The organism is Brevundimonas sp., assembly GCF_016463485.1.
Classification (GTDB): Bacteria; Pseudomonadota; Alphaproteobacteria; order Caulobacterales; family Caulobacteraceae; genus Brevundimonas.
The window spans coordinates 1-18475 of the sequence record NZ_JAEMRD010000059.1; the positions used below are offsets into that span (position 1 = coordinate 1).

Annotated in this window: 14 protein-coding genes, 2 tRNA genes and 2 pseudogenes; 5 read left to right on the plus strand and 13 right to left on the minus strand. The window is 66.7% G+C overall.

Translation table 11 applies throughout. The features are described from left to right. Together JHC99_RS10125 and hrpB are read right to left on the minus strand one after the other, a co-directional pair. Positions 1 to 149: pseudogene (locus JHC99_RS10125) on the minus strand (MFS transporter); the annotation flags it as partial. A gap of 64 nt (positions 150 to 213) precedes the next feature. Next, positions 214 to 2661 carry an ATP-dependent helicase HrpB gene (hrpB, locus tag JHC99_RS10130; protein ID WP_292153884.1) on the minus strand — a complete coding sequence of 816 codons (2448 nt, stop codon included), beginning with the start codon at positions 2659 to 2661 and terminating at the stop codon, positions 214 to 216. 174 nt (positions 2662 to 2835) lie between these two features. Between hrpB and JHC99_RS10135 the strand changes: the two genes are divergently transcribed. Further along, entirely contained in the window at positions 2836 to 4497 is a 1662-nt protein-coding gene (locus JHC99_RS10135) for an amino acid permease (RefSeq protein ID WP_292153886.1), read from the plus strand. A 225-nt stretch (positions 4498 to 4722) separates the two neighbouring features. Here the strand turns inward: JHC99_RS10135 and JHC99_RS10140 are convergent. From JHC99_RS10140 to JHC99_RS10155, 4 genes are all read right to left on the minus strand, one after another. Continuing rightward, positions 4723 to 4807: transfer RNA gene (locus tag JHC99_RS10140), tRNA-Leu, on the minus strand. 37 nt (positions 4808 to 4844) lie between these two features. Then, positions 4845 to 5147 carry a hypothetical protein gene (locus JHC99_RS10145; RefSeq protein ID WP_292153887.1) on the minus strand — a complete coding sequence of 101 codons (303 nt, stop codon included), beginning with the start codon at positions 5145 to 5147 and terminating at the stop codon, positions 4845 to 4847. Positions 5148 to 5173: 26 nt separating this feature from the next. Further along, entirely contained in the window at positions 5174 to 6571 is a 1398-nt protein-coding gene (locus JHC99_RS10150) for a DUF6880 family protein (protein ID WP_292153889.1), read from the minus strand. Between the two features lie 131 nt (positions 6572 to 6702). Beyond that, complete coding sequence (locus tag JHC99_RS10155; protein ID WP_292153891.1) at positions 6703 to 9495, minus strand: TonB-dependent receptor; 2793 nt, start codon at positions 9493 to 9495, stop codon at positions 6703 to 6705. Between the two features lie 458 nt (positions 9496 to 9953). On the opposite strand from JHC99_RS10155, the gene JHC99_RS10160 reads away from it, so the two are divergent. Next, entirely contained in the window at positions 9954 to 11294 is a 1341-nt protein-coding gene (locus JHC99_RS10160) for an MFS transporter (protein WP_292153893.1), read from the plus strand. Then, entirely contained in the window at positions 11291 to 13153 is a 1863-nt protein-coding gene (locus JHC99_RS10165; RefSeq protein ID WP_292153896.1) for a hypothetical protein, read from the plus strand. The genes JHC99_RS10160 and JHC99_RS10165 overlap by 4 nt, the downstream gene beginning before the upstream one ends. A 10-nt stretch (positions 13154 to 13163) precedes the next feature. On the opposite strand, the gene JHC99_RS10170 is transcribed toward JHC99_RS10165, so the two are convergent. Further along, on the minus strand, positions 13164 to 14813 hold the full coding sequence (locus JHC99_RS10170) for a M28 family metallopeptidase (protein WP_292153898.1): 1650 nt from the start codon (positions 14811 to 14813) through the stop codon (positions 13164 to 13166). A gap of 320 nt (positions 14814 to 15133) precedes the next feature. Beyond that, positions 15134 to 15940, minus strand: coding sequence for an RNA methyltransferase (locus JHC99_RS10175; protein ID WP_292153900.1), 807 nt, complete (start codon positions 15938 to 15940; stop codon positions 15134 to 15136). Between the two features lie 65 nt (positions 15941 to 16005). Here JHC99_RS10175 and JHC99_RS10180 point away from each other — a divergent pair. Next, positions 16006 to 16080: transfer RNA gene (locus JHC99_RS10180), tRNA-Asn, on the plus strand. 310 nt (positions 16081 to 16390) lie between these two features. Here JHC99_RS10180 and JHC99_RS10185 read toward each other — a convergent pair. After that, on the minus strand, positions 16391 to 16606 hold the full coding sequence (locus JHC99_RS10185) for a hypothetical protein (protein ID WP_292153903.1): 216 nt from the start codon (positions 16604 to 16606) through the stop codon (positions 16391 to 16393). Between the two features lie 139 nt (positions 16607 to 16745). Between JHC99_RS10185 and JHC99_RS10190 the strand changes: the two genes are divergently transcribed. After that, on the plus strand, positions 16746 to 17084 hold the full coding sequence (locus JHC99_RS10190) for a hypothetical protein (RefSeq protein WP_292153904.1): 339 nt from the start codon (positions 16746 to 16748) through the stop codon (positions 17082 to 17084). On the opposite strand, the gene JHC99_RS10195 is transcribed toward JHC99_RS10190, so the two are convergent. The 4 genes and pseudogenes from JHC99_RS10195 to JHC99_RS18805 form a co-directional block, all read right to left on the minus strand. Beyond that, positions 17063 to 17533, minus strand: a complete 471-nt coding sequence (locus JHC99_RS10195; protein WP_292153906.1) for an AlpA family transcriptional regulator — start codon at positions 17531 to 17533, stop codon at positions 17063 to 17065. The genes JHC99_RS10190 and JHC99_RS10195 overlap by 22 nt on opposite strands. 186 nt (positions 17534 to 17719) lie before the next feature. Then, entirely contained in the window at positions 17720 to 17995 is a 276-nt protein-coding gene (locus JHC99_RS10200) for a hypothetical protein (RefSeq protein WP_292153908.1), read from the minus strand. Between the two features lie 189 nt (positions 17996 to 18184). After that, positions 18185 to 18358 (minus strand): annotated as a pseudogene (locus tag JHC99_RS18800) (2Fe-2S iron-sulfur cluster-binding protein); the annotation flags it as partial. A 4-nt stretch (positions 18359 to 18362) separates the two neighbouring features. After that, positions 18363 to 18467: a hypothetical protein gene (locus tag JHC99_RS18805; RefSeq protein WP_366927778.1), complete on the minus strand. Its 105-nt coding sequence runs from the start codon at positions 18465 to 18467 to the stop codon at positions 18363 to 18365. Positions 18468 to 18475: the final 8 nt, after the last annotated feature.

Consider the following 18475-nt stretch of genomic DNA (forward strand, 5'->3'; position numbering starts at 1 on the left):
GGGAAGAACAGAGCCGGGAAAACCAGCACCGCCGCTGTCGCATAGATGTAGAAGTCGAAGAACTCGATCGTCGTCCCGATCAGACTGGCGAACAACACCCGCCGCGTCGATGCCGGGCTGGGAGCCGTCAGGAGATGGGTGTCGGTCAATGGCGTCGTGTCCTCAAAGAAGGCTAGCGATTGAGCCGGAGAGGCGCGAAAGGTCAAGCTCGCCTCACGTCCCCCTCGGTTTCACCCGGTTCGTTGGATCAGCGTCAGCGGGGTTCTCGGGCCAGGGGTGGCGGGGGTAGCGGCCGCGCATCTCGGCGCGAACGGCGCTCCAGCTGCCGGACCAGAAGCCGGGCAAATCCTTGGTCATCTGCACGGGGCGGCGTGCGGGCGATAGCAGGGCCAGGGTCAGGGGGACGCGGCCGTTACCGACGGTCGGGTGAGTCTTCACGCCGAACAGTTCCTGGACCCGGATATCCACGCGGGGTCCGCCCTCGGCCGCATAGTCGATGGCGACGGATCCCAACGGCGTCGTCAAGCGCGCAGGAGCCAGTTGATCCAGCGCGCGCTGGCGATCCCAGGGGATCAGGCTTCGGATCGCCTGTTCCAGATCGCTGTCGGAGATCGCCTCCAGTGCCTTCGCCGTCTCCAGGAGGGGAAAGAGCCAATCTTCTCGCGCCGCAACCAGGCCGGCATCCGAGACGTCGGGCCAGCCGTCCTCCAGCCCCGCGACGAAGACCAGCCGCTTGCGCAATCCCTTCGATCGCTCCCCCCAGTTCAGGTCCGCGAACCCGTCCCGTTCGACCTGGGCCCTGAGGGCGGCGGTGAGGGTCTCGCGGTCCGGCGGTCCCATGAGCCGCTCATCGACCACCAAGGCCCCGACCCGGCGGATACGGCGGACAACCATCCGCCCCGACGACTCCTTCGTCAGCCGGTCCTCGACGGTAATCCGGTGTTCCAGCGCGGCCGTGTCCAACGGCGCGCATAGACGGATGCGGTCACGCGCCTCACCACCGCCCAGGTCCGCGACGGCCAGCCACGGCTCGCGGGCCAGGGCGTCGGCGGGATCGAGGAAGGCCCCACGCCCCGAGGCCAGCAACACCTCGCCCGACTTGCCCCGCGCCCGCGCCACGCGCTCCGGGAAGGCCTCGGCCAGCAGGGCTCCGACCTCGACATCTCCGCCCTTGCCGCCCCCCGCCGCCTTTGCCCAGCGTTCGGCCAGACGGCGTGCGTCGTTGGCGCGGGGCGAACGATCGCGGTCGAACCCCTTCAGCCGATCCCGCAGGTCGACGTCGTTTCCGCCAAGCCCCGGCTCGCTAAGCACCGCCGCGATCCTCGCGCCCGTCATGGCATCGCCCCCGTCCGAGGCGACGGCGACCAGATGCCCGAGCCGCGGGCCCAGCGGCAGGGTCGCCAGCCGACGCCCGTGCGCCGTCAACGTCCCGTCCCCGTCTAGCGCGCCCAGCCGGGTAAGCACCGCGCGTGCCTCGGCGAAGGCTCCGGCGGGCGGCGGGTCCAGCAGCGCCAGCCCTTGCGCCGACCGCGCGCCCCATCGCGCCAGATCCAGCGCCAGCCCGGTCAGGTCCGCCTCCAGGATTTCCGGTCGCTGATGCGGGACCAGCCCCCGCGTCGCCTCCTCGTCCCACAGCCGGTAGCAGACCCCCGGCTCGGTCCGCCCTGCCCGGCCTCGCCGCTGTTCGGCCGAGGACCGGCTGACACGCACCGTCGCCAGGCGCGTCAGGCCATTGGCGGGCTCGAACCGGGGCACGCGCGAAAGGCCGCCGTCGATCACCACGCGAACGCCCTCGATGGTCAGGCTGGTCTCGGCGACCGATGTGGCCAGCACCACCTTGCGACGACCCGGTGGTGCCGGCTTCAGCGCCCGGTCCTGCGCCGCCTTGTCCAGCGCCCCGTACAGCGGCGCGACCTCGACGTCGGGCGGCAGTCGATCGGCCAGGGCCTGAGCCGTGCGGTGGATTTCCCCCTGCCCCGGAAGGAAGGCCAGGATCGATCCCGTCTGCTCCGACAACGCCAGCCGACAGGCCCGCGCCACCGCAGCCTCGATCCGTTCCGCGACGTCGCGGCCCAGATACAGGGTCTCGACCGGGAACATCCGCCCCCTGGCCTCGACGACGGGAGCCCCATTCAGCAGCCGCGCGATCCCGGCGATGTCCAGCGTCGCCGACATCACCACCAGCTTGAGGTCCGGCCGAAGTACCGACTGGCTGTCCCGCGCCAGGGCCAGGCCCAGATCGGCATCCAGCGACCGCTCGTGGAACTCGTCGAACAGCACCGCCCCGACGCCATCCAGGCCGGGATCGTCCAGGATCATCCGGGTGAAGACGCCCTCGGTGATGACCTCGATTCGCGTCGTCGACCCGATGCGGCTCTGCAACCGGGTACGATAGCCGACGGTCTGGCCGGCCGTCTGGCCCAGCATCGCCGCCATCCGCTCGGCGGCGGCGCGTGCCGCCAGCCTGCGCGGCTCCAGCACCAGAATCTTGCCGCGCGCCAGCCAAGGTGCGTCCAGCAGGGCCAGAGGCACGACCGTGGTCTTGCCAGCCCCCGGCGGGGCGGCGAGCACGACGGCGTCGTGTCCGGATAGCGCGGCCATCAGCGCTTCCAGCACGTCGTGGATCGGAAGCCGGGGCTGGCTGGTGGGGAGCGGAATCACAGGCTCACCTAGCGCGAACGGCCTCCTCCCACCAAGAATCCCGCATCACGAAAGCGTCGCGCGGCCGTCACGGTTCGTAAACCGCGTTGCGCGCCGCACAATCCCTCGCTAGCGTCCGGCCAGGAAGGCGGCCCGGGGAGGGTCTGCCGTGCAATTTTTCGGGGGCGCGACTTCATGTCGGCAAACGGCGTCAAGCCTGGGGGGAACCAGCTGTTCCTCAAGAAATCGGTGGCCCAGATCCAGAAGGAAGCGGCCAAGAGCGAGCTGAAACGCTCTCTCGGTCCGATCAATCTGATGAGCCTGGGCATCGGGGCCATCATCGGTGCCGGTATCTTCGTTCTGACCGGTCAGGTCGCGGCCGCCAATGCGGGCCCGGCCATCATGCTGTCCTTCATCGTCGCCGGCATCGCCTGCGGCCTGGCGGGCCTTTGCTACGCCGAACTGGCCTCGACCATGCCGGTATCCGGCTCGGCCTACACCTATGCCTACGGAACCCTGGGCGAGGTCTTCGCCTGGATCATGGGCTGGTTGCTGGTGCTTGAGTACGGCGTCGCCGCCTCGACCGTGGCGGTCGGCTGGTCCGGTTATGTCGTCTCGATCCTGAAAGATTTCGGCCTGTCGGAAACCCTGTTCCCGATGATCCAGTACGCAGGCGGCGAAGGCCCCTCGTGGGCGACGCCGCTGGTGAACGCCGTGGTGTCCGAAACCGGCAGCACCTTCCCCCTGACCGGCACCTTCAACCTGGTGGCTGCCGTCGGTATCGCCGCCGTGTGCGGCCTGCTGGTCCTGGGCGTCAGCGAGTCCGCCCGGATCAACAACATCATCGTGCTGATCAAGATCATCGTGCTGCTGACCTTCATCGCGGTGGGGATCGGCTATGTGAACCCGGCCAACTGGGTGCCCTTCATCCCCGAGAACACGTCGGGCAATTTCGGTGAGTTCGGGGCGACGGGCATTCTGCGCGGTGCATCGATCATCTTCTTCGCCTACGTCGGGTTCGAGGCCGTCTCGACCGCTGCCGCCGAGGCCAAGAACCCGTCCAAGGACGTCCCTGTCGGCATCCTCGGCGCCCTGTTCGTCTGCACCCTGATCTATATGGCCGTCGCGGCCGTCATGACCGGCGTCGTTCCCTATCTGGAACTGGCCAGCCCGGCACCCGTCGCCGTCGCCATCGACCGCATGGGTCTCGAGTGGGCCAACGTCTCGCTGGCCTCGGCCGAGGGTGGGCAGCTGAACCTGATCAGCTTCCTGATCAAGATCGGCGCCATCACGGGTCTGACCTCGGTCATGCTGGTACTCTGCTACGGCCAGACGCGGATCTTCTACACCATGGCGCGTGACGGCCTGCTGCCGCGCGTCTTCGCCGTGATCCATCCCAAGTTCCGTACGCCCTGGATCGGCACCATTCTGCTGGGCGTGCTGATCGCCATCGCGGCCTCCTTCCTGCCGATCTCGATCCTCGGCGACCTGGTGTCGCTGGGCACGGCGGTGGCCTTCTCGATCGTGTGCCTGAGCGTGATCTTCCTGCGCATCAAGCACCCCGAAATGGAGCGTCCGTTCAAGGTGCCGGGCGGCGTCTGGACGGCCGGCGCGGGCATTTTCGCCTGTCTGGCGCTGGCTGGCTTCAACTTCTGGCCGATGATCCAGCACGCGATGAACGGCAATCCGCTGCCGCTCACCATCCTGGGCATCTATGCCGTGGTCGGTGCGGTGATCTACGCCGCCTACGGCTTCGCCAACTCCAAACTGGCCAAGGGCATCGACATCACCGAAGAGACCACGATGTCTTCCCCTGCCGAAGCCATGGGCACGGGCGTCGACAACCAGAAGGACTGATCTTTCGATCACTCCAACACGAGAAAGGCCCCGGAGTGATCCGGGGCCTTTTTTGTTGAGGCAGAGCCCTCGCGCTCAAGCATCGAGCCGCCGCGCGACGAGCGATAGCGCCCCACGACGCCTGCGCCCAAGTCGCGAGCGACCGGGTCACGAGCGGTAGCGCCCTGAACTCTGGCGCTCAAGCAGCGAGGCTCCGCGAGCCGAGCGGTAGCGCCCTGAAAAATATGGTGCGGATGAGAGGACTCGAACCTCCACACCTTGCGATGCCAGAACCTAAATCTGGTGCGTCTACCAGTTCCGCCACATCCGCATTCGGTAGGCCGCAGCCCTTACAACACGGGCCTCGCTCACGTCCACAGGCGGATGGCGTCGCGCGAGATCGGGCCGTCGCTCTGCGCCGTGTTGGCGGTGTAGGACAGGGTCGCCTCGCGCGAGCCACAGCGACAGCGGAAGCGGCTGGTCCGCCCTGCCTGGGGCCAGGCACGGCGACCGCCGAACAGGGGCCGGGGATCCATCAGGACGGCGTGGTCGCATCCCTTCGCCTCGCAGACCACGATCAGGCGGACACCGACACGGGGCACCAAGTCCTCGCGCGCAGGCTTGCGCTCGGCGGGATCCTTCCAGTGCCAGTCGGTGCGGATGTCGCGCAACAGATGATCTCCTCGGCCGATCCGGTCTAACGCCAGCCGGGGCGACCGGGTCGCGACAAGGCTTCGAGTTCATCGATGAACTCCGCGTGAGGAACGATGCCGTCGAGGGCACCCGGCGTGTCGGTCATGCCGGCGGCTTCAGCCGACAGGGCGCGGACCTCGTCGGACCGACCCAGGCCCTGGCGACACAGCAGACGGGCGCGGGCGCGAATCAGGCTGAGGGCCGCATTGGGATAGCGCCCGGCCAGACGCCCCGACCACAGCGCGGTCTGCTCGGCGTCGAGTCGCAGGTCGACCGCCCGGGTCAAGACCATGGCGGCGGCTTCTCGCAGCGCCGGCCAATTCATGAGGAAGGCCAGCCCCCTGGCGGCGTCCGGCCAGGCGGCGGCGACGGCCTGGGCACGGTCGAGCGCCTCGACGTCGTCGAAGTCCGGCAAGCGGCCGATGAACGCGCGCAAGGTCTCCGCAGACAGCGTGCGCTCGAACAGGGCCCAGCGCTGGGTTTGGGCCTCATCCGCCGCGCCTTCTGCCTCCAGCACAACGATTTCGGCGGCGTCCCAGACATCGGACGGCTCGACCTGGGGCACCGAACCCGTTCGCAGGGCCCATTTCGACGCGGTCGGCGGGCGGGGCCGAGAGGCCTCCAGCGCGACGCGGGCATCGGCGACACGGCCGGAGGCGGCCAGACGGCGCGCAATCTCGGCCCCGACATCCGGTTTGGACTTCTCGATGTCGGGGATGGCGTCGGCCCAGGCCTGGACGTCGCCGGTGCGGTCGGCGAGCTTTCGCACCACGAGGGCCAGCCGTCCCGTCGGGCGCGGCCTTCCATCGGTCAGACGCGCCAGAAGATCACCGGCGACAGGCTCATTCAGGTCTGGCGCGGCCCGGCCGATCCAGCCGCCCCAGTCCGACAGCCGGGTCTGCAGGGCCTCGAACAACACAGGTCCGACGACCTCGGGATCGGCGGCGGAGGCGACGCGCGCCAAATCCGGCGCGGCGTCGAAGAACAGGGCCGACAGTTCCCCCTTGGGATCCTTCACCCGCGAGGCCAGCCCCGGATAGAGGTCGAACCAGGCGACGATGCGGCCCAGTGCCAGGCCTGCGTCCAGCCCCGCCAATCGATCGGCGATGAAGTCCAGATGGATCGACAGGTCGTCGATCAGTTCCGGCCGCTTGCGCCACGACACTCGTGTGCGGCTGGCCGCCAGCGCCGTCATCCGCTTGTCGATCTCCAGCGCCAGATCGGCGGCCCCGACTTCGGCGGCGAGTTCAAGCTTGAGCCGGCGTTTCAGGTTGGCGTTGCCCGTCGCGGCCTCGAGCAGCAGGACGGCCAGCCGATCCGCGCCCAGTTCGATCAGGTTGGCGCTCGACACCGTCTTGCGCGCCGCTGCGGATTTCTTGGCCATGACCTTCCTGTGGGACATGGCCGCCCGGGCTTCAACCACCGATGCAAGTGGCCAACCCATCGGACAAAAAAACGCCGACCCGTTTTGCGGGCCGGCGCGAAGTGCGGAGACTCTGGGAGGAGCGTCCGTTCGGGAGAGAGGGTGTGAAATCAGAAGGTGTAGCGAATGCCCGCGAAGAACTGACGCCCGGTGTGGCTGTAGACGTTCAGGCGGTTGGACGCGTCGACGTACTGGTCGTTGAACTCGTCGGTCAGGTTGATGCCCTCGACGCTGACCTTTAGATTCTCGGTGATGTTGTAGGAAGCCTGGGCATCGAAGTTCAGGGTCTCGTTGGTGCCGTGGACCGAGTTGCCGTCGTTGCCCGGAACCTGGGTCAGATACCCCTGGCGATAGGCGGCCGAGCCCCGGACCGAGAACTTTTCGGTCTCATAATACAGGGTGAAGTTGGCGGCGTTCTTGGACAGACCGACAAGGGTCTCGTTGATCGTCGGTGCCCCGGCGGTCGTCGAGGTCAGGTACTCGATACTGGAATCCACAAAGGTGTAGTTGGCCTGGACGCCGAAGTTGGACATCCAGCCGGGCAGGAAGTCGAGGCGCTTCTGGGCGTTGACCTCGAAGCCTTGCAGCGTGCCGCCCGGCGAGTTGACCGGCTGGGTGACGACGAACAGATCGGTCGGCAGCGCCGTGGTGCCGGTCAGCAGCGAGGTCGGCAGACCCAGCTGGTTGAACGGGATGTCCTGGCGCAGGGTCTGAACGAACGTATTGATCTTCTTGTAGAAAACACCGAGCGCGAACAGGCTGTCCGCGTCCGGATACCATTCCAGCGAGAAGTCCACATTGTCCGACTTGGTCGGCATGATGTTGGGGTTGCCCGACGAGAAGCTGCGGTTCGCCCCCTGGATACCGACGTCGCCACCGGGGGTCAGGACCGAGATCGACGGCCGCGCAATCGTCTGGGCGGCCGACAGGCGGACCACGACGTCGTCGGTCAGATCGACGGCCAGGTTGGCCGACGGCAGCCACATGTCATAGTCGCGGCGCGCCCGAACCAGCTGGATCGTGCCGCCGGTGGCGGCGAAGCCGTCCGAATACTGTTCGGTCAGGACATAGCGCACACCGGCGTCACCTCGCCACGGCATGCCGAAGGCGTCAAAGCGAAAATCGGCCTGGGCATAGGCACCCAGATCCTTTTCGTCGACCGTGATGTACTGGCCGCGGGCCGACGAGTTGTTCAGCCCGGTCAGGGCGTAGATGCCCGTGTTGGAATAGATGTTGTAGGTGGCGATGAACTTGTCGAGGTCAGGCGCCAGCCAGCTGGTCGGCGAACCGGTCGGCAAGCCCTGATTCTGGCCAAATCCGGAGAAGACTCGTGACACCGCCGCCAGCTCCGACGCCGTCAGGGTCTGCACGACGGTTTCGGTGGTGCGGTACTGGCCTTCGGAGTCGAAGCTGAACCGGCGATAATCAAGGCCGCCCTTGAGGGTGACGTTCTCGTTTGCGTCGAACTCGAAATAGCCCTTGGCCGTGGTGAAGGTGTTGGTCACCGCGTTCGGGCGGATGCGGACTTCCGACGTACCGTTGATCATCGACCAGTTGGCGGGGTTGGTCAGATCGAAGCCGAAGTCGAACTTGGGCATCCGCGACGTGAAGTCGTAGGAGAAGCCGTTCGTATTGGCCCGGTCGAAGGTCACGATCGTCGAGACGGGGTTTGAGAACTCCGAACGCGAATAACCGCCGACGAAGCCGGTGCGGAACCGGTCGGTCCAGTTGCGAGTGGCCGTCAGGGTGTACTGCTGGAACTGGGTCTGAAGCTCGTCGTGCGCCGACTGGGTGCGGACATCGACGGCGTCGAACACGCCCGAGACGATGTTGTTGCCGACCACCGTGCCGGACCGGATGATGGTCTGGGGCTTGCCGGTGCCTGCGCGGCTGAAGCCGATGGCCTGAAGCTGAGCTTCGTCGCGGGTCGATTTTACATCGGAATACAGGACGTCCAGCGAGATGGTCGTCTGGTCGTCGGGACGGAACTGGAACGAGCCTGTCAGGCCCAGACGCTCGGTGTTGTGGTCGTACTGGACATAGGCCGGGATGCGCGGGTGATACAGCGCCGTCGCGGTGTTCGTACTGTTGATCTGGGCCGTGGTGTAGCCCGCCAGGGTCGAGGCGGTGTTGAAGCCGCCGTTGGCGCCGCCGAAGGTCCAGCGCGTGATGTTCGCGCCCTCCTCCAGGATATGGCGCTGCTCGTAGGCGGCCGAGATCAGGGCACCGAACTTGCCGTCCATCCAGGTGTCGGAGGCCAGCAGGGTGAAGCGCGGCTTGGCGTCCTGGGCCAGGTCGTTGTAGCTGACCTGGGCCCCCATCACGAGGGTGGGTTCACGATAGTCGAAGGGACGCGCGGTCTGGAGATCGACCGTGGCCCCCAGAGAGCCCTCCTCGACATCGGCCGAGGCCGACTTGCGCACCGTCAGGCTGTTGAACAGTTCGGACGCGAACATGTTGAAGTCAAAGCCGCGCGAGCGGTTGGTGCCGCCGGAGTTCACCGTGCCACCGGTGGTGGCGATGGCCTCCATGCCGTTGACGCGAACGCGGGTGTATTCCGAACCCAGGCCGCGCACCGAGATCTGGCGGCCCTCGCCATTGGCACGGCTGATGGTGACGCCGGGCACGCGTTGCAGCGACTCGGCCAGGTTCAGGTCGGGGAAGTCGGCGATGTCCTCGGCCTTGATGACGTCGACGACGCCGCTTTCGCGACGCTTGGCGCTGACGGCGCTCTGGAGCGAAGCGCGGAAGCCGGTAACGACGACTTCGTCCACCTGGGTCTCTTCCTGCGCGTCCGCGGACGGTGCGGCCTGGGCGTGAGCGGCACCGGCGAGCGCCAGCGTCATCGCGAGGGCCGAAACCCCGGTCGTCAGTGCGAACTGGAATGTCTGCGAGTTGCGCATTGTAGTCGTCCTTCCCCATGGTGCCCGCATGCTGCGGATCGTTCTTGGCGGCGCGGATCAGCGCCAGATGTGGGCCGGTCGGGTTTCCCCTCTGGCTTCGAGCGGACCATAGGAGCGCCACATTGGGCGATGCCAATCCTAATCGGGCATCGACCCATGCAGGACACGCACTGATGCGGCCCTCAGGCAACGTTTCGCGTCATCGATGAAGCGATGGGTCGTTGCATCAATCACACGCTGCGACAATCTGGCACCCGATCGATACCCAATCTGGATCGGTCGATAGTCGTATTGGCTTGGACCCGATGCGAACCCGTCCCTATCGTCCGTCGGGATCAGTCGCCCGCGAGAGGCGACGGTCGGCGCCACCGGCGCCCCTGGGAAACGAACAGGTCGAGGATGCGGTCTTCCCGCGCTTCGTGTCGCTCGTGATCCTGCGACGCTTTAGGAGCCGACCGATGACCGACGCCGCACCCCCCCAGCCCCCCGTCAGCAAACGCACCAAGGTGCGGTTCATGATCCTGCTGCTGATCTTCCTGATCACCACGATCAACTACGCCGACCGGTCGACCTTCTCGATCGCGGGCAAGAGCGCGGCGGACGATCTGGGGCTGGATGCGATCGAGATGGGTTACATCCTGTCCGCCTTCGCCTGGGCCTATGTGCTGGGCCAGATCCCGGGCGGTGCCCTGCTGGACCGGTTCGGGACCAAGCTGATCTACGCCATCGCCATCGCGACCTGGTCCTTCTTCACCATGATCCAGGGCTTCTCGGGCTTCCTGGTCGGCGGAGCGATCTTCGCGGGCCTGTTCGCCATGCGGTTCGCGGTCGGCCTGGCCGAGAGCCCCTCCTTCCCCGGCAACGCCCGGCTGGTCGCCGCCTGGTTCCCCGGATCGGAGCGAGGCTTCGCCTCGGCCGTATTCAACTCGGCCCAGTATTTCTCACTGGTGGTGTTCGCGCCCCTGATGAGCTGGCTGGTACATACCTTTGACTGGCATTCGGTGTTCTTCGTCATGGGCGGGCTTGGGCTCATCGGTGCCCTCGTCTTCTGGTGGATCATCCGCAGCCCCAGCGACCATCCCGGCGTCAACCAGGCCGAGCTCGACTACATCGAGGCCGGCGGCGGGCTGATCAACATGGAGACCAAGCAGGCGACCAAGTCCGCGGCCTTCAACTGGGCCAACGTCTCGCAGGTGCTCAGCAGCCGGATGCTGATGGGCGTCTTCATCGGCCAGTACGGGATCAACGTCCTGACCTATTTCTTCGTCACCTGGTTCCCGATCTATCTGGTACGCGAGCGCGGCCTGTCGATCATGGACGCGGGATGGGCGACGGCAGCACCGGCCCTGTGCGGCTTCGTCGGCGGGGTTCTGGGCGGGGTCATCTCGGACCAGTTGCTGAAGCGGACCGGCAGCCTGACGATCGCACGCAAGACGCCGCTGCTCATCGGAATGCTGTTGTCCTGCCTGATCATCGCCTGCGCCTACGTCGAGCAGGGCTGGCTGGTGATCGTGCTGATGGCCGTGGCCTTCTTCGGCAAAGGGATCGCCTCGCTGGGCTGGGCGGTGATCTCCGACACCTCGCCGCGTGAGTTTGTCGGCGTGACCGGGGGCATCTTCAACACCTTCGGCAACACCGCGGGCATCGTGACCCCCATCGTGATCGGCTACATCGTCCAGGCGACCGGCTCCTTCGACCTGGCCCTGTGGTTCGTCGGCCTGCACTGCGCCCTGGTGATCGCCGCCTATTTCCTGATCACCGGCAAGATCGAACGCCTGACCCTGAAGGCCGCCGGATGAGACGACTCCTGCCACAGGCGCGCCGCCGCGACGTACTGGGCGGGGCAGCGCTCGCCCCGCTCGTCGCCGCCCTGCCCTGCGCGGCATCGACGGCGACGGCGATAGAGGTCTCGGCCCCGATGCCGGCCCCGACCTGGGCCCTGTTGCAGCGCGAGTTGCTCGACGCCAACGCCGAGGCCTGCAAGGTCTTCTACAACCGCTATTTCGACGAGCGCGGGTACCTGCTGTGCTTCGAGCGGTGGGGGGCGAACGACGGCCCGGACGACGCCATCGAGAACGTCAACGACTGGCCCCTGCTCCATGCCCTGGGCGGGGCCGAAGTGGTCAAGACGATGTACACCCAGGCCTGGGAAGGGCATCTGCGGCAGTACACGGCCGCAAGGACCGTCGAGGTCGAGATCGCCCGCGACGGGATGTTCCACAAGGAGTTCTGCGTCCAGCTGGACTGGCAGCACCATGCGGAAGAGATGACGCTGTTCAACGTTCAGGGCCTGTCGGACCCGAACAACCCGCGCTTCATCGACCGCGCCCGCCGCTTCGCCGGTCTCTACATGGGCGAGGACCCGGCCGCGCCAAACTACGATCCTCAGCACAGGATCATCCGCAGCCTGATGAACGGCTCAAAGGGGCCGATGCTGCGGAAGGCCACCGCCCTGGACTGGGTCGGCGATCCCTTCGACCCCTCGGCTTTCTTCATCGAGCATGGCGAGGAGACCTACGAGGAGTTTCTGGCCCACTATGAGGAATACACCGACGTCGTCGGCGACCACCCGCTGAACCTGTTCGCCACCACCCTGGCGCTCAACGCCTTCCTGATTACGGGCGAGGCCAAATATCGCGGCTGGCTGCTCGGATATGTCGATGCCTGGGCCGAGCGGGCGAAGGCAAACGACGACCTGCTGCCGTCCAACGTCGGGCTGGACGGGGTGATCGGGTCGTCGGCCGAAGGCAAGTGGTGGGGCGGTGCCTATGGCTGGGGCTTTTCGCCGGTCAATCCGGTGACCGGCGAGCGCGAGGATCGCAGCCGGGTATTGCGGACCATCCTTGGTTTCTTCAACGCCTATCTGCTGACCGGCGACGACAAGTATCTGGAGACCTGGCGCAAACAGACCGACCGCATCAATGCGGCGCGACGCACCCAGGACGGCAAGGTCCAGACGCCGACCATGTATGGCGCGGACGGCTGGTATGGCTGGAAGGACGGAATGAACCAGACCAACAGTCTGGATCTGTGGTGGTTTTCGATGAAGCCGTCGGACCGGGCGCGGGCTCCGGATCATCCGTGGATCGCATACCTGGAAGGCCGCAACGCCGCCTGGCCGGAGACCGCCCTGCGCGCCGACCTGGCCCGGGTCGCCGAAATGGCCAGAGCCGAGCGCGAGGACACATCGACGCCCGACACCCGGCTGGCCGACGCCCGGATCGAGTTCAATCCGGCCAGCGTGACCTCCCTGATGCACGCCATGATGGGCGCCCTGCACATCGCGCGTCCATCCTGGGCGCCGACAGCGCCGAATGCCGGAGGATCGCCACTGTATGCCCGCTTGCGCTACTTCGATCCGGTCTCCCGGCGGGCGGGCGTGCCCGAGGACGTCGCCGCCCTGATCGACGACATGACCGCCGACGAGACCGCCGTGACCCTGGTCAACCTGTCACCGACACAGAACCGCACGGTGTTGGTGCAAGGCGGCGGCTACGGCGAGCACCGGATCAGGACCGTCTCGATCGACGGCAAGAGCGAGCCGGTGGATGCGGCAACGTTCACGGTCCGGCTTGCACCCGGCAGCGGCGCGCGTCTGGTGCTCGCCATGGATCGCTATGCGAATACGCCGACCCTGAAGTTTCCCTGGGACCGGTAAGGCCGGTGGTTTATCGCCGCCGCGCCGCGCTGGCCTCGCGGACCGCCTCGAACTCGTTGCCGGGCGTCCATTTAGGCCAGTTGCGACCTTTGGCCAGCCAGCGGCCGACGCCGTAGAGCAGTTGCACGTCCTCAGCCGCGCCATTCATCGTCCAGTCGGCGTCCCAGTCGTCCGTAGGCTGATGATAGCGATCGCGCACATAGACCCGGCTGCGTTCCGACGCCCCAGTGAAGCCCGCCGCCGCGAACAGGGCCGGCACCCCCATCCTGGCCAGAGGGAAGTGGTCCGAGCGATAGAAGGCTCCGACCTGGGGTGCGGGGTCGGCGATCAGGGTGCGGCCAACGGCGACGGCGTCGCGCTCGAGCCGGTCCTGCAGATCGGTCTTGCCATAGCCGATGACCACGATCTGGGGCTCGGCAGGGCCGGGCAGTAGCGAATCCATGTTGATGTTGGCCACCGTCGTCTCCAGCGGCACCAGCGGATAGGCCGCATAATGATAGGCACCTAGAAGGCCCGCCTCCTCCGCCGCCCACGACATGAACAGGGTCGAGCGTTCGGTGCGGGGAGCCTCTGCGAACAGCCGCGCCAGTTCCAGCAAACCTGCGACGCCCGAAGCGTTGTCGACGGCGCCGTTGTAGATGTCGTCGCCCGCCGCGTTGGCCGTGGCGTGGCCGAAGGCGTCCCAGTGGGCCCCGAACATCACGGTCTCGTCCGGATGGGTCGTGCCGGTCAGGCGGGCGGCGACGTTGCGGGTCGTCAGCCGCTGATAGGTCTGGCCGAAGTTCAGCGACATCGTCACCCCGGTCAGCTCGACGGGACGGAAATCCACTCTCTGGGCCGAGGCCTTCAGGGTCGCATAATCGAGCCCGGCCGCCTGCATCAGGCGCGCGGCGATCGGCTGCTGGATCCAGCCCTGCGCCTGGACCCTCTCGGCCTCGACGTCGGCGCGGACGATGTCGAGCAGGGCCGCCGTAGACGAGTTCTGCAGCGTGTTCCACGGATAGCCCGCCCCGGCCGTCTCGTGGATCACCAGGACGCCCGCCGCCCCACGCCTGGCCGCCTCCTCGAACTTGTAGACCCAGCGGCCGTAGTAGGTCATGCCGCGCCCGTCGAACTTGCCCGCCACGGGGCTGTCGGCAGCGACCTCGAAGTCCGGGTCGTTGACCAGCATCAGCACGATCTTGCCGCGCACATCGACGCCCTTGAAGTCGTCCCAGCCGCGTTCCCGTGCCGTGACGCCATATCCGACGAAGACGACGGGCGTGTCGGTCAGGGTGATCCGGGGCACGGGCCGGTGGCTGCCGACGATGATCTCGGTCCCCCGCTGGAATGTCAGGGTCTCGCCGCCGGCCTGGGCGGTGATCACGGCAGGCCCGTCCTGAGTGAAGCGGTTGATCGGCACGGTCTGGAACCATGTGCCGTCATCGCCAGCGGGCTCGAGCCCCAGCGCCTGAAACTGGTCGGCGATCCAGGTGACCGCCTTTTCCTCGCCCGGCGTCGTGGGCCCCCTGCCCTCGAAGTCGTCACCGGCAAGGATGCGAACCGTCTCGTTCAGCCGGGCCGGATCGACCAGACCGCCGGCCCGGTCCTGTCCCGCCGTGGCGCACCCCGCGAGCAGGGCCAGGGTCGAGACGGCAGCGAGAAACAGGCGAGACGACATGACGGAACTCCACGGACGCAGGCGACCGTGCGAACCTGCCCGTCCGGGCACCGTATGTCGACCGGGCTCAGACCGGCGCGGTCATCCAGCCGATAGCGCCTGCCAGCACGACGCCGATCGCCATCGCCGCCATGGCGACGGTCCGGGCGTTCCTGTGCGCGAAATGGATCAGATGGGTCATGATGACGTCCCCCTGCAAACAGGGCGCCACAGAAACAGCGTTCCATCAAGCGCACGCATCGCTTTGCGCAAAGAATTCCGCAACTTGTCACGTAGCGAGCGCATTCGGTCGCGCCTGTTTCGCCTGACCGGCGAATGGATCAGTCCGCGAGCGCCGTGAGCTGATGCAGGGCCACCGCGCTGGTCACCGCGACGTTGAGCGAATCGAAGCCGCCGGACATCGGTATGCGCACGGCACGGCAGCGTTCGATGACGGCCCGGGGCAGACCCGGCCCTTCCGATCCCAACAGGATCGCACGCCGACCGCCGGGCCTGAGCGACGACAGGGTCTCCCCTGCCCCCGGCGTCAGGGCGATGACCTCGAACCCTGATGCGATCAGGGTGTCGACCAGGCCATCGAGCGGCAAGGGCTCGATCCGCGCCGTCCTCAACACCGCCCCGACCGACACCCGGATCGCCTTGCGATAGAAGGGGTCGCCACACAGATCATCCAGCAGCACCGCGCCCGCCCCGAAGGCCGCGCCATTGCGGTACAGGCCGCCGATATTGTCGTGATTGCCGATCGCGGAGGCGGCGACGACGACGGTTTCCTCCGGCAGCCCTGACAATGCCTCTGCGATTGTCAGGGCCAGCGGCTTTTCGCCCAGCGCCAGAATGCCCCGGTGCAGCGGAAATCCCGCCACGACATCCAGCACAGCCTGTCCCGCGACATAGACCGGCGTCTCGACCGACAGGCCCGTGATCAGGTCCGAAAGGCCAAGGGCCCGCTTCTCGGCCAGCAGCATCGATCGCATTCGACAGCGCGATGCCGACGACGCCAGGGTGCGGACCACCACCTCACCCTCGGCGATGAACAGACCCTCGCGGCCGGTCAGGTCGCGCTCCTTGATATCGCGATAGGCGGCGATGCGGGGGTCGTCGGGGTCGTCGATCCTAATCGGGTTCATGACCGACATTAGCCGTTGCACAGCCGCGCGCGCCACTGCTATAGGCCCGCCTCCCGAGCCTCTGTTCCGCGGTAGCTCAGTGGTAGAGCAGCCGACTGTTAATCGGCTGGTCGTAGGTTCGAATCCTACCCGCGGAGCCACTCTCGGACTTAAGGCGCTGTTTTTGCAGCGCCTTTTGTTTTTTCCTTACGCGACCCCAAAAGCTACCCCACAATCAAACCGCGCTAGAAGACTGTTTTCCACAGCTTTCCGCCTGGTTTCAGGTGTCGCCAGGCTGAGGCCTCCATTTTTGAGGCCGCACCGGGGCAACGCGAATCACGCGTCGATACGTCGTGCGTCGCCCGTTGCAGTCGTGTTCACATGACGCGGGGACAGCCGGGCCAGTGAACCGATCTGCAAAGTGCAGAATGCCTTGCCGCGTAGCTCTGCGACGGCCCCAGGACCGACTCGTCACCGGACGGAATCGCTACATTCGGGATAGGCATATTCCAAAAGACCATCATCGGAGACCAGTCGAGCGCGCGCCGCCTCGGGGCGCGATTCGAGAGCCTGCCGGCACCAGTCGCGCAGGGACTCAATCGGCGCGTCGACCACGACCCGTTCGATCGCGTCGCCCGCCGCGTTGGTCAGAACGATTCCCCACATGGTAAGATGCTGTTTCGCCAACACCGTTCCGTCAACAGGGTCAGCTAGCGAAGCCCATCCCGCCCGAGACGGTAAAGAGGACACAAGAGCGATGACCGACGAGACGGCGACAGACGGCAGGGACCTCGAACGCCTCGCCTTGTCGATCGTCGAAACCTGTATGCGCAACACCGGCCTGGAGGACCTTCACTCCGAGATTTTTCCGTCCTCCATGATCGGCGACTACAGCGACGTGAAGGTCGTCTCCCCCTTCGGGGAAATCCCATGGACGGGGCTGAGCCGGATTTCGAACGAAGAAATGAAGGTGCTGATGATCGAAGTCGTCGATCGGGTCTTCACATATCTCAGCTATCCCGAAGAGGTGGCGCGACCACTTGGAGGCGCCGCCCGGTGGAACCGGCCGCGTTTGAACGCCGACCTGATGAAGACCGTCCAACGCCCGCTGCAACTCGCCGCCCCGGTTCCGGAGCCGGCGCCTCAAAACCCGAAATCAATCTGATCTACCGAGGCCTGACGCTTGCGGCCGGTGCGGCGGGCGACAGCCGCTGGCGGCGGCGCGTCCAGCGGCAGAGCGCCCTGGGCCGTCTCGGTGGGTTCGGACCGCGCTCTCTCGGGCGATCGATCGCCTGATGCTGCTGACGACGCAGAGGCGGTCGGCGGCTTGCGTGGCGATCGCGCGGTTTCGATCAGCTTGGGTTTGCGAGGGGGCGCCAGCGACCGGGCCTTCCCGCCAGCCTTGCGCGTCGCTTTCCAGGCCGTGAGCTCGCTCTCCCACCATCCTACCCGCTTGGGCGAGATGGCCACGGGCTCCGGGAAGTCACCGGCCTTCTGCATCCGCCAGGCCGTGGTTCGGCTGATGCCGGTGATGTCCTTGACCCGAGCCCAGGTCAGCAAGCGATCCTCAGGTCCCCCGGCAGGCACAGGCGCGCCGTCTACATCGAACGTCATGGCTTTCCCCCCTCCAGCCGGGCGAGAACCGCGGCCTGACAAACGAGCTGAAGCACCGCCGCGTCGTTCGCGGCGTCGACGACATCGCGGTCAGACCATGCGCGAAGCACCTGCTTCAGGGCAAAGCTCGCCGAAGGGTCGTTCAGGACCTCACCCGCCGTCAGGACGGGGCGCGGATGCACGGCCTCAACCACGACGACGCGCCTGCGCGGCCGCCGGTGCGGCCGTCCGCAAATCCGAGATCTGGGCAGCAGCCCAGGCCTCCAGCAGCTCGCGCGGATAGAAGGGCTTTGATCGGATATGCCGACAGGGCGGACCGCCTCCCCCGGTGGACCACAGCCGCGCCAGGGTCGCGGTCTTCATACGGATTCCGAGCGTGCCCAGGTGGGCAGCCGCCTCCGCGCGCGTCAACAGGATTTCGGTCTTCGCCCTCGGGCCGTACGCCTCTAAATCCGGCGTCATGGGAGGGCCTCCGCCGGACCGCACTGGTTCGAACGGCGCACGCCCCGTCCCGCGGTCAGGGCCAGGTAACACTCCACGACCGAAGAAACATAGGAACGGGTCTCGGCTATGTCGGGAATACGCCCAAGTCTGGCGACGCGGTTCGGTCCGGAATTGTACGAGACACAGACGACAAGACCCGAACGCTTCCAGACTGTCGGTCGCGCACAGTTTCGGGATCGTTGCGCCCATCAAAGCCGCCGCCCGCATCAAGGACGTACCCTCGGGCACGCTGACGGTCTGGCCGTCGATGGTAATGTCCACCAGCGGTGCCGATGACGGAGCCGGCTTGGTCCCGAGGTCGATTTCGCGCGCATAGGCCATCGGGCTACTCCGCCGCCGTGGCGAACGCAGACACGCCGCCGAAATCTTCAGGGAAATGCTCGAGCGCGCTTAGCACCGGGTACGGCGTGAAGCCGCCCAGCGCGCACAGCGACCCGA

Excerpts from the sequence above, each read along its gene's own strand:
- JHC99_RS10160 (WP_292153893.1), top strand. The coding sequence starts at position 9,954 with ATGACCGACGCCGCACCCCCCCAGCCCCCCGTCAGCAAACGCACCAAG.
- JHC99_RS10200 (WP_292153908.1), bottom strand. The coding sequence starts at position 17,995 with ATGACGCCGGATTTAGAGGCGTACGGCCCGAGGGCGAAGACCGAAATC.
- JHC99_RS10150 (WP_292153889.1), bottom strand. The coding sequence starts at position 6,571 with ATGTCCCACAGGAAGGTCATGGCCAAGAAATCCGCAGCGGCGCGCAAG.
- JHC99_RS10165 (WP_292153896.1), top strand. The coding sequence starts at position 11,291 with ATGAGACGACTCCTGCCACAGGCGCGCCGCCGCGACGTACTGGGCGGG.
- JHC99_RS10135 (WP_292153886.1), top strand. The coding sequence starts at position 2,836 with ATGTCGGCAAACGGCGTCAAGCCTGGGGGGAACCAGCTGTTCCTCAAG.
- JHC99_RS10195 (WP_292153906.1), bottom strand. The coding sequence starts at position 17,533 with ATGACGTTCGATGTAGACGGCGCGCCTGTGCCTGCCGGGGGACCTGAG.
- JHC99_RS10190 (WP_292153904.1), top strand. The coding sequence starts at position 16,746 with ATGCGCAACACCGGCCTGGAGGACCTTCACTCCGAGATTTTTCCGTCC.
- JHC99_RS10175 (WP_292153900.1), bottom strand. The coding sequence starts at position 15,940 with ATGAACCCGATTAGGATCGACGACCCCGACGACCCCCGCATCGCCGCC.
- JHC99_RS10170 (WP_292153898.1), bottom strand. The coding sequence starts at position 14,813 with ATGTCGTCTCGCCTGTTTCTCGCTGCCGTCTCGACCCTGGCCCTGCTC.
- JHC99_RS10155 (WP_292153891.1), bottom strand. The coding sequence starts at position 9,495 with ATGCGCAACTCGCAGACATTCCAGTTCGCACTGACGACCGGGGTTTCG.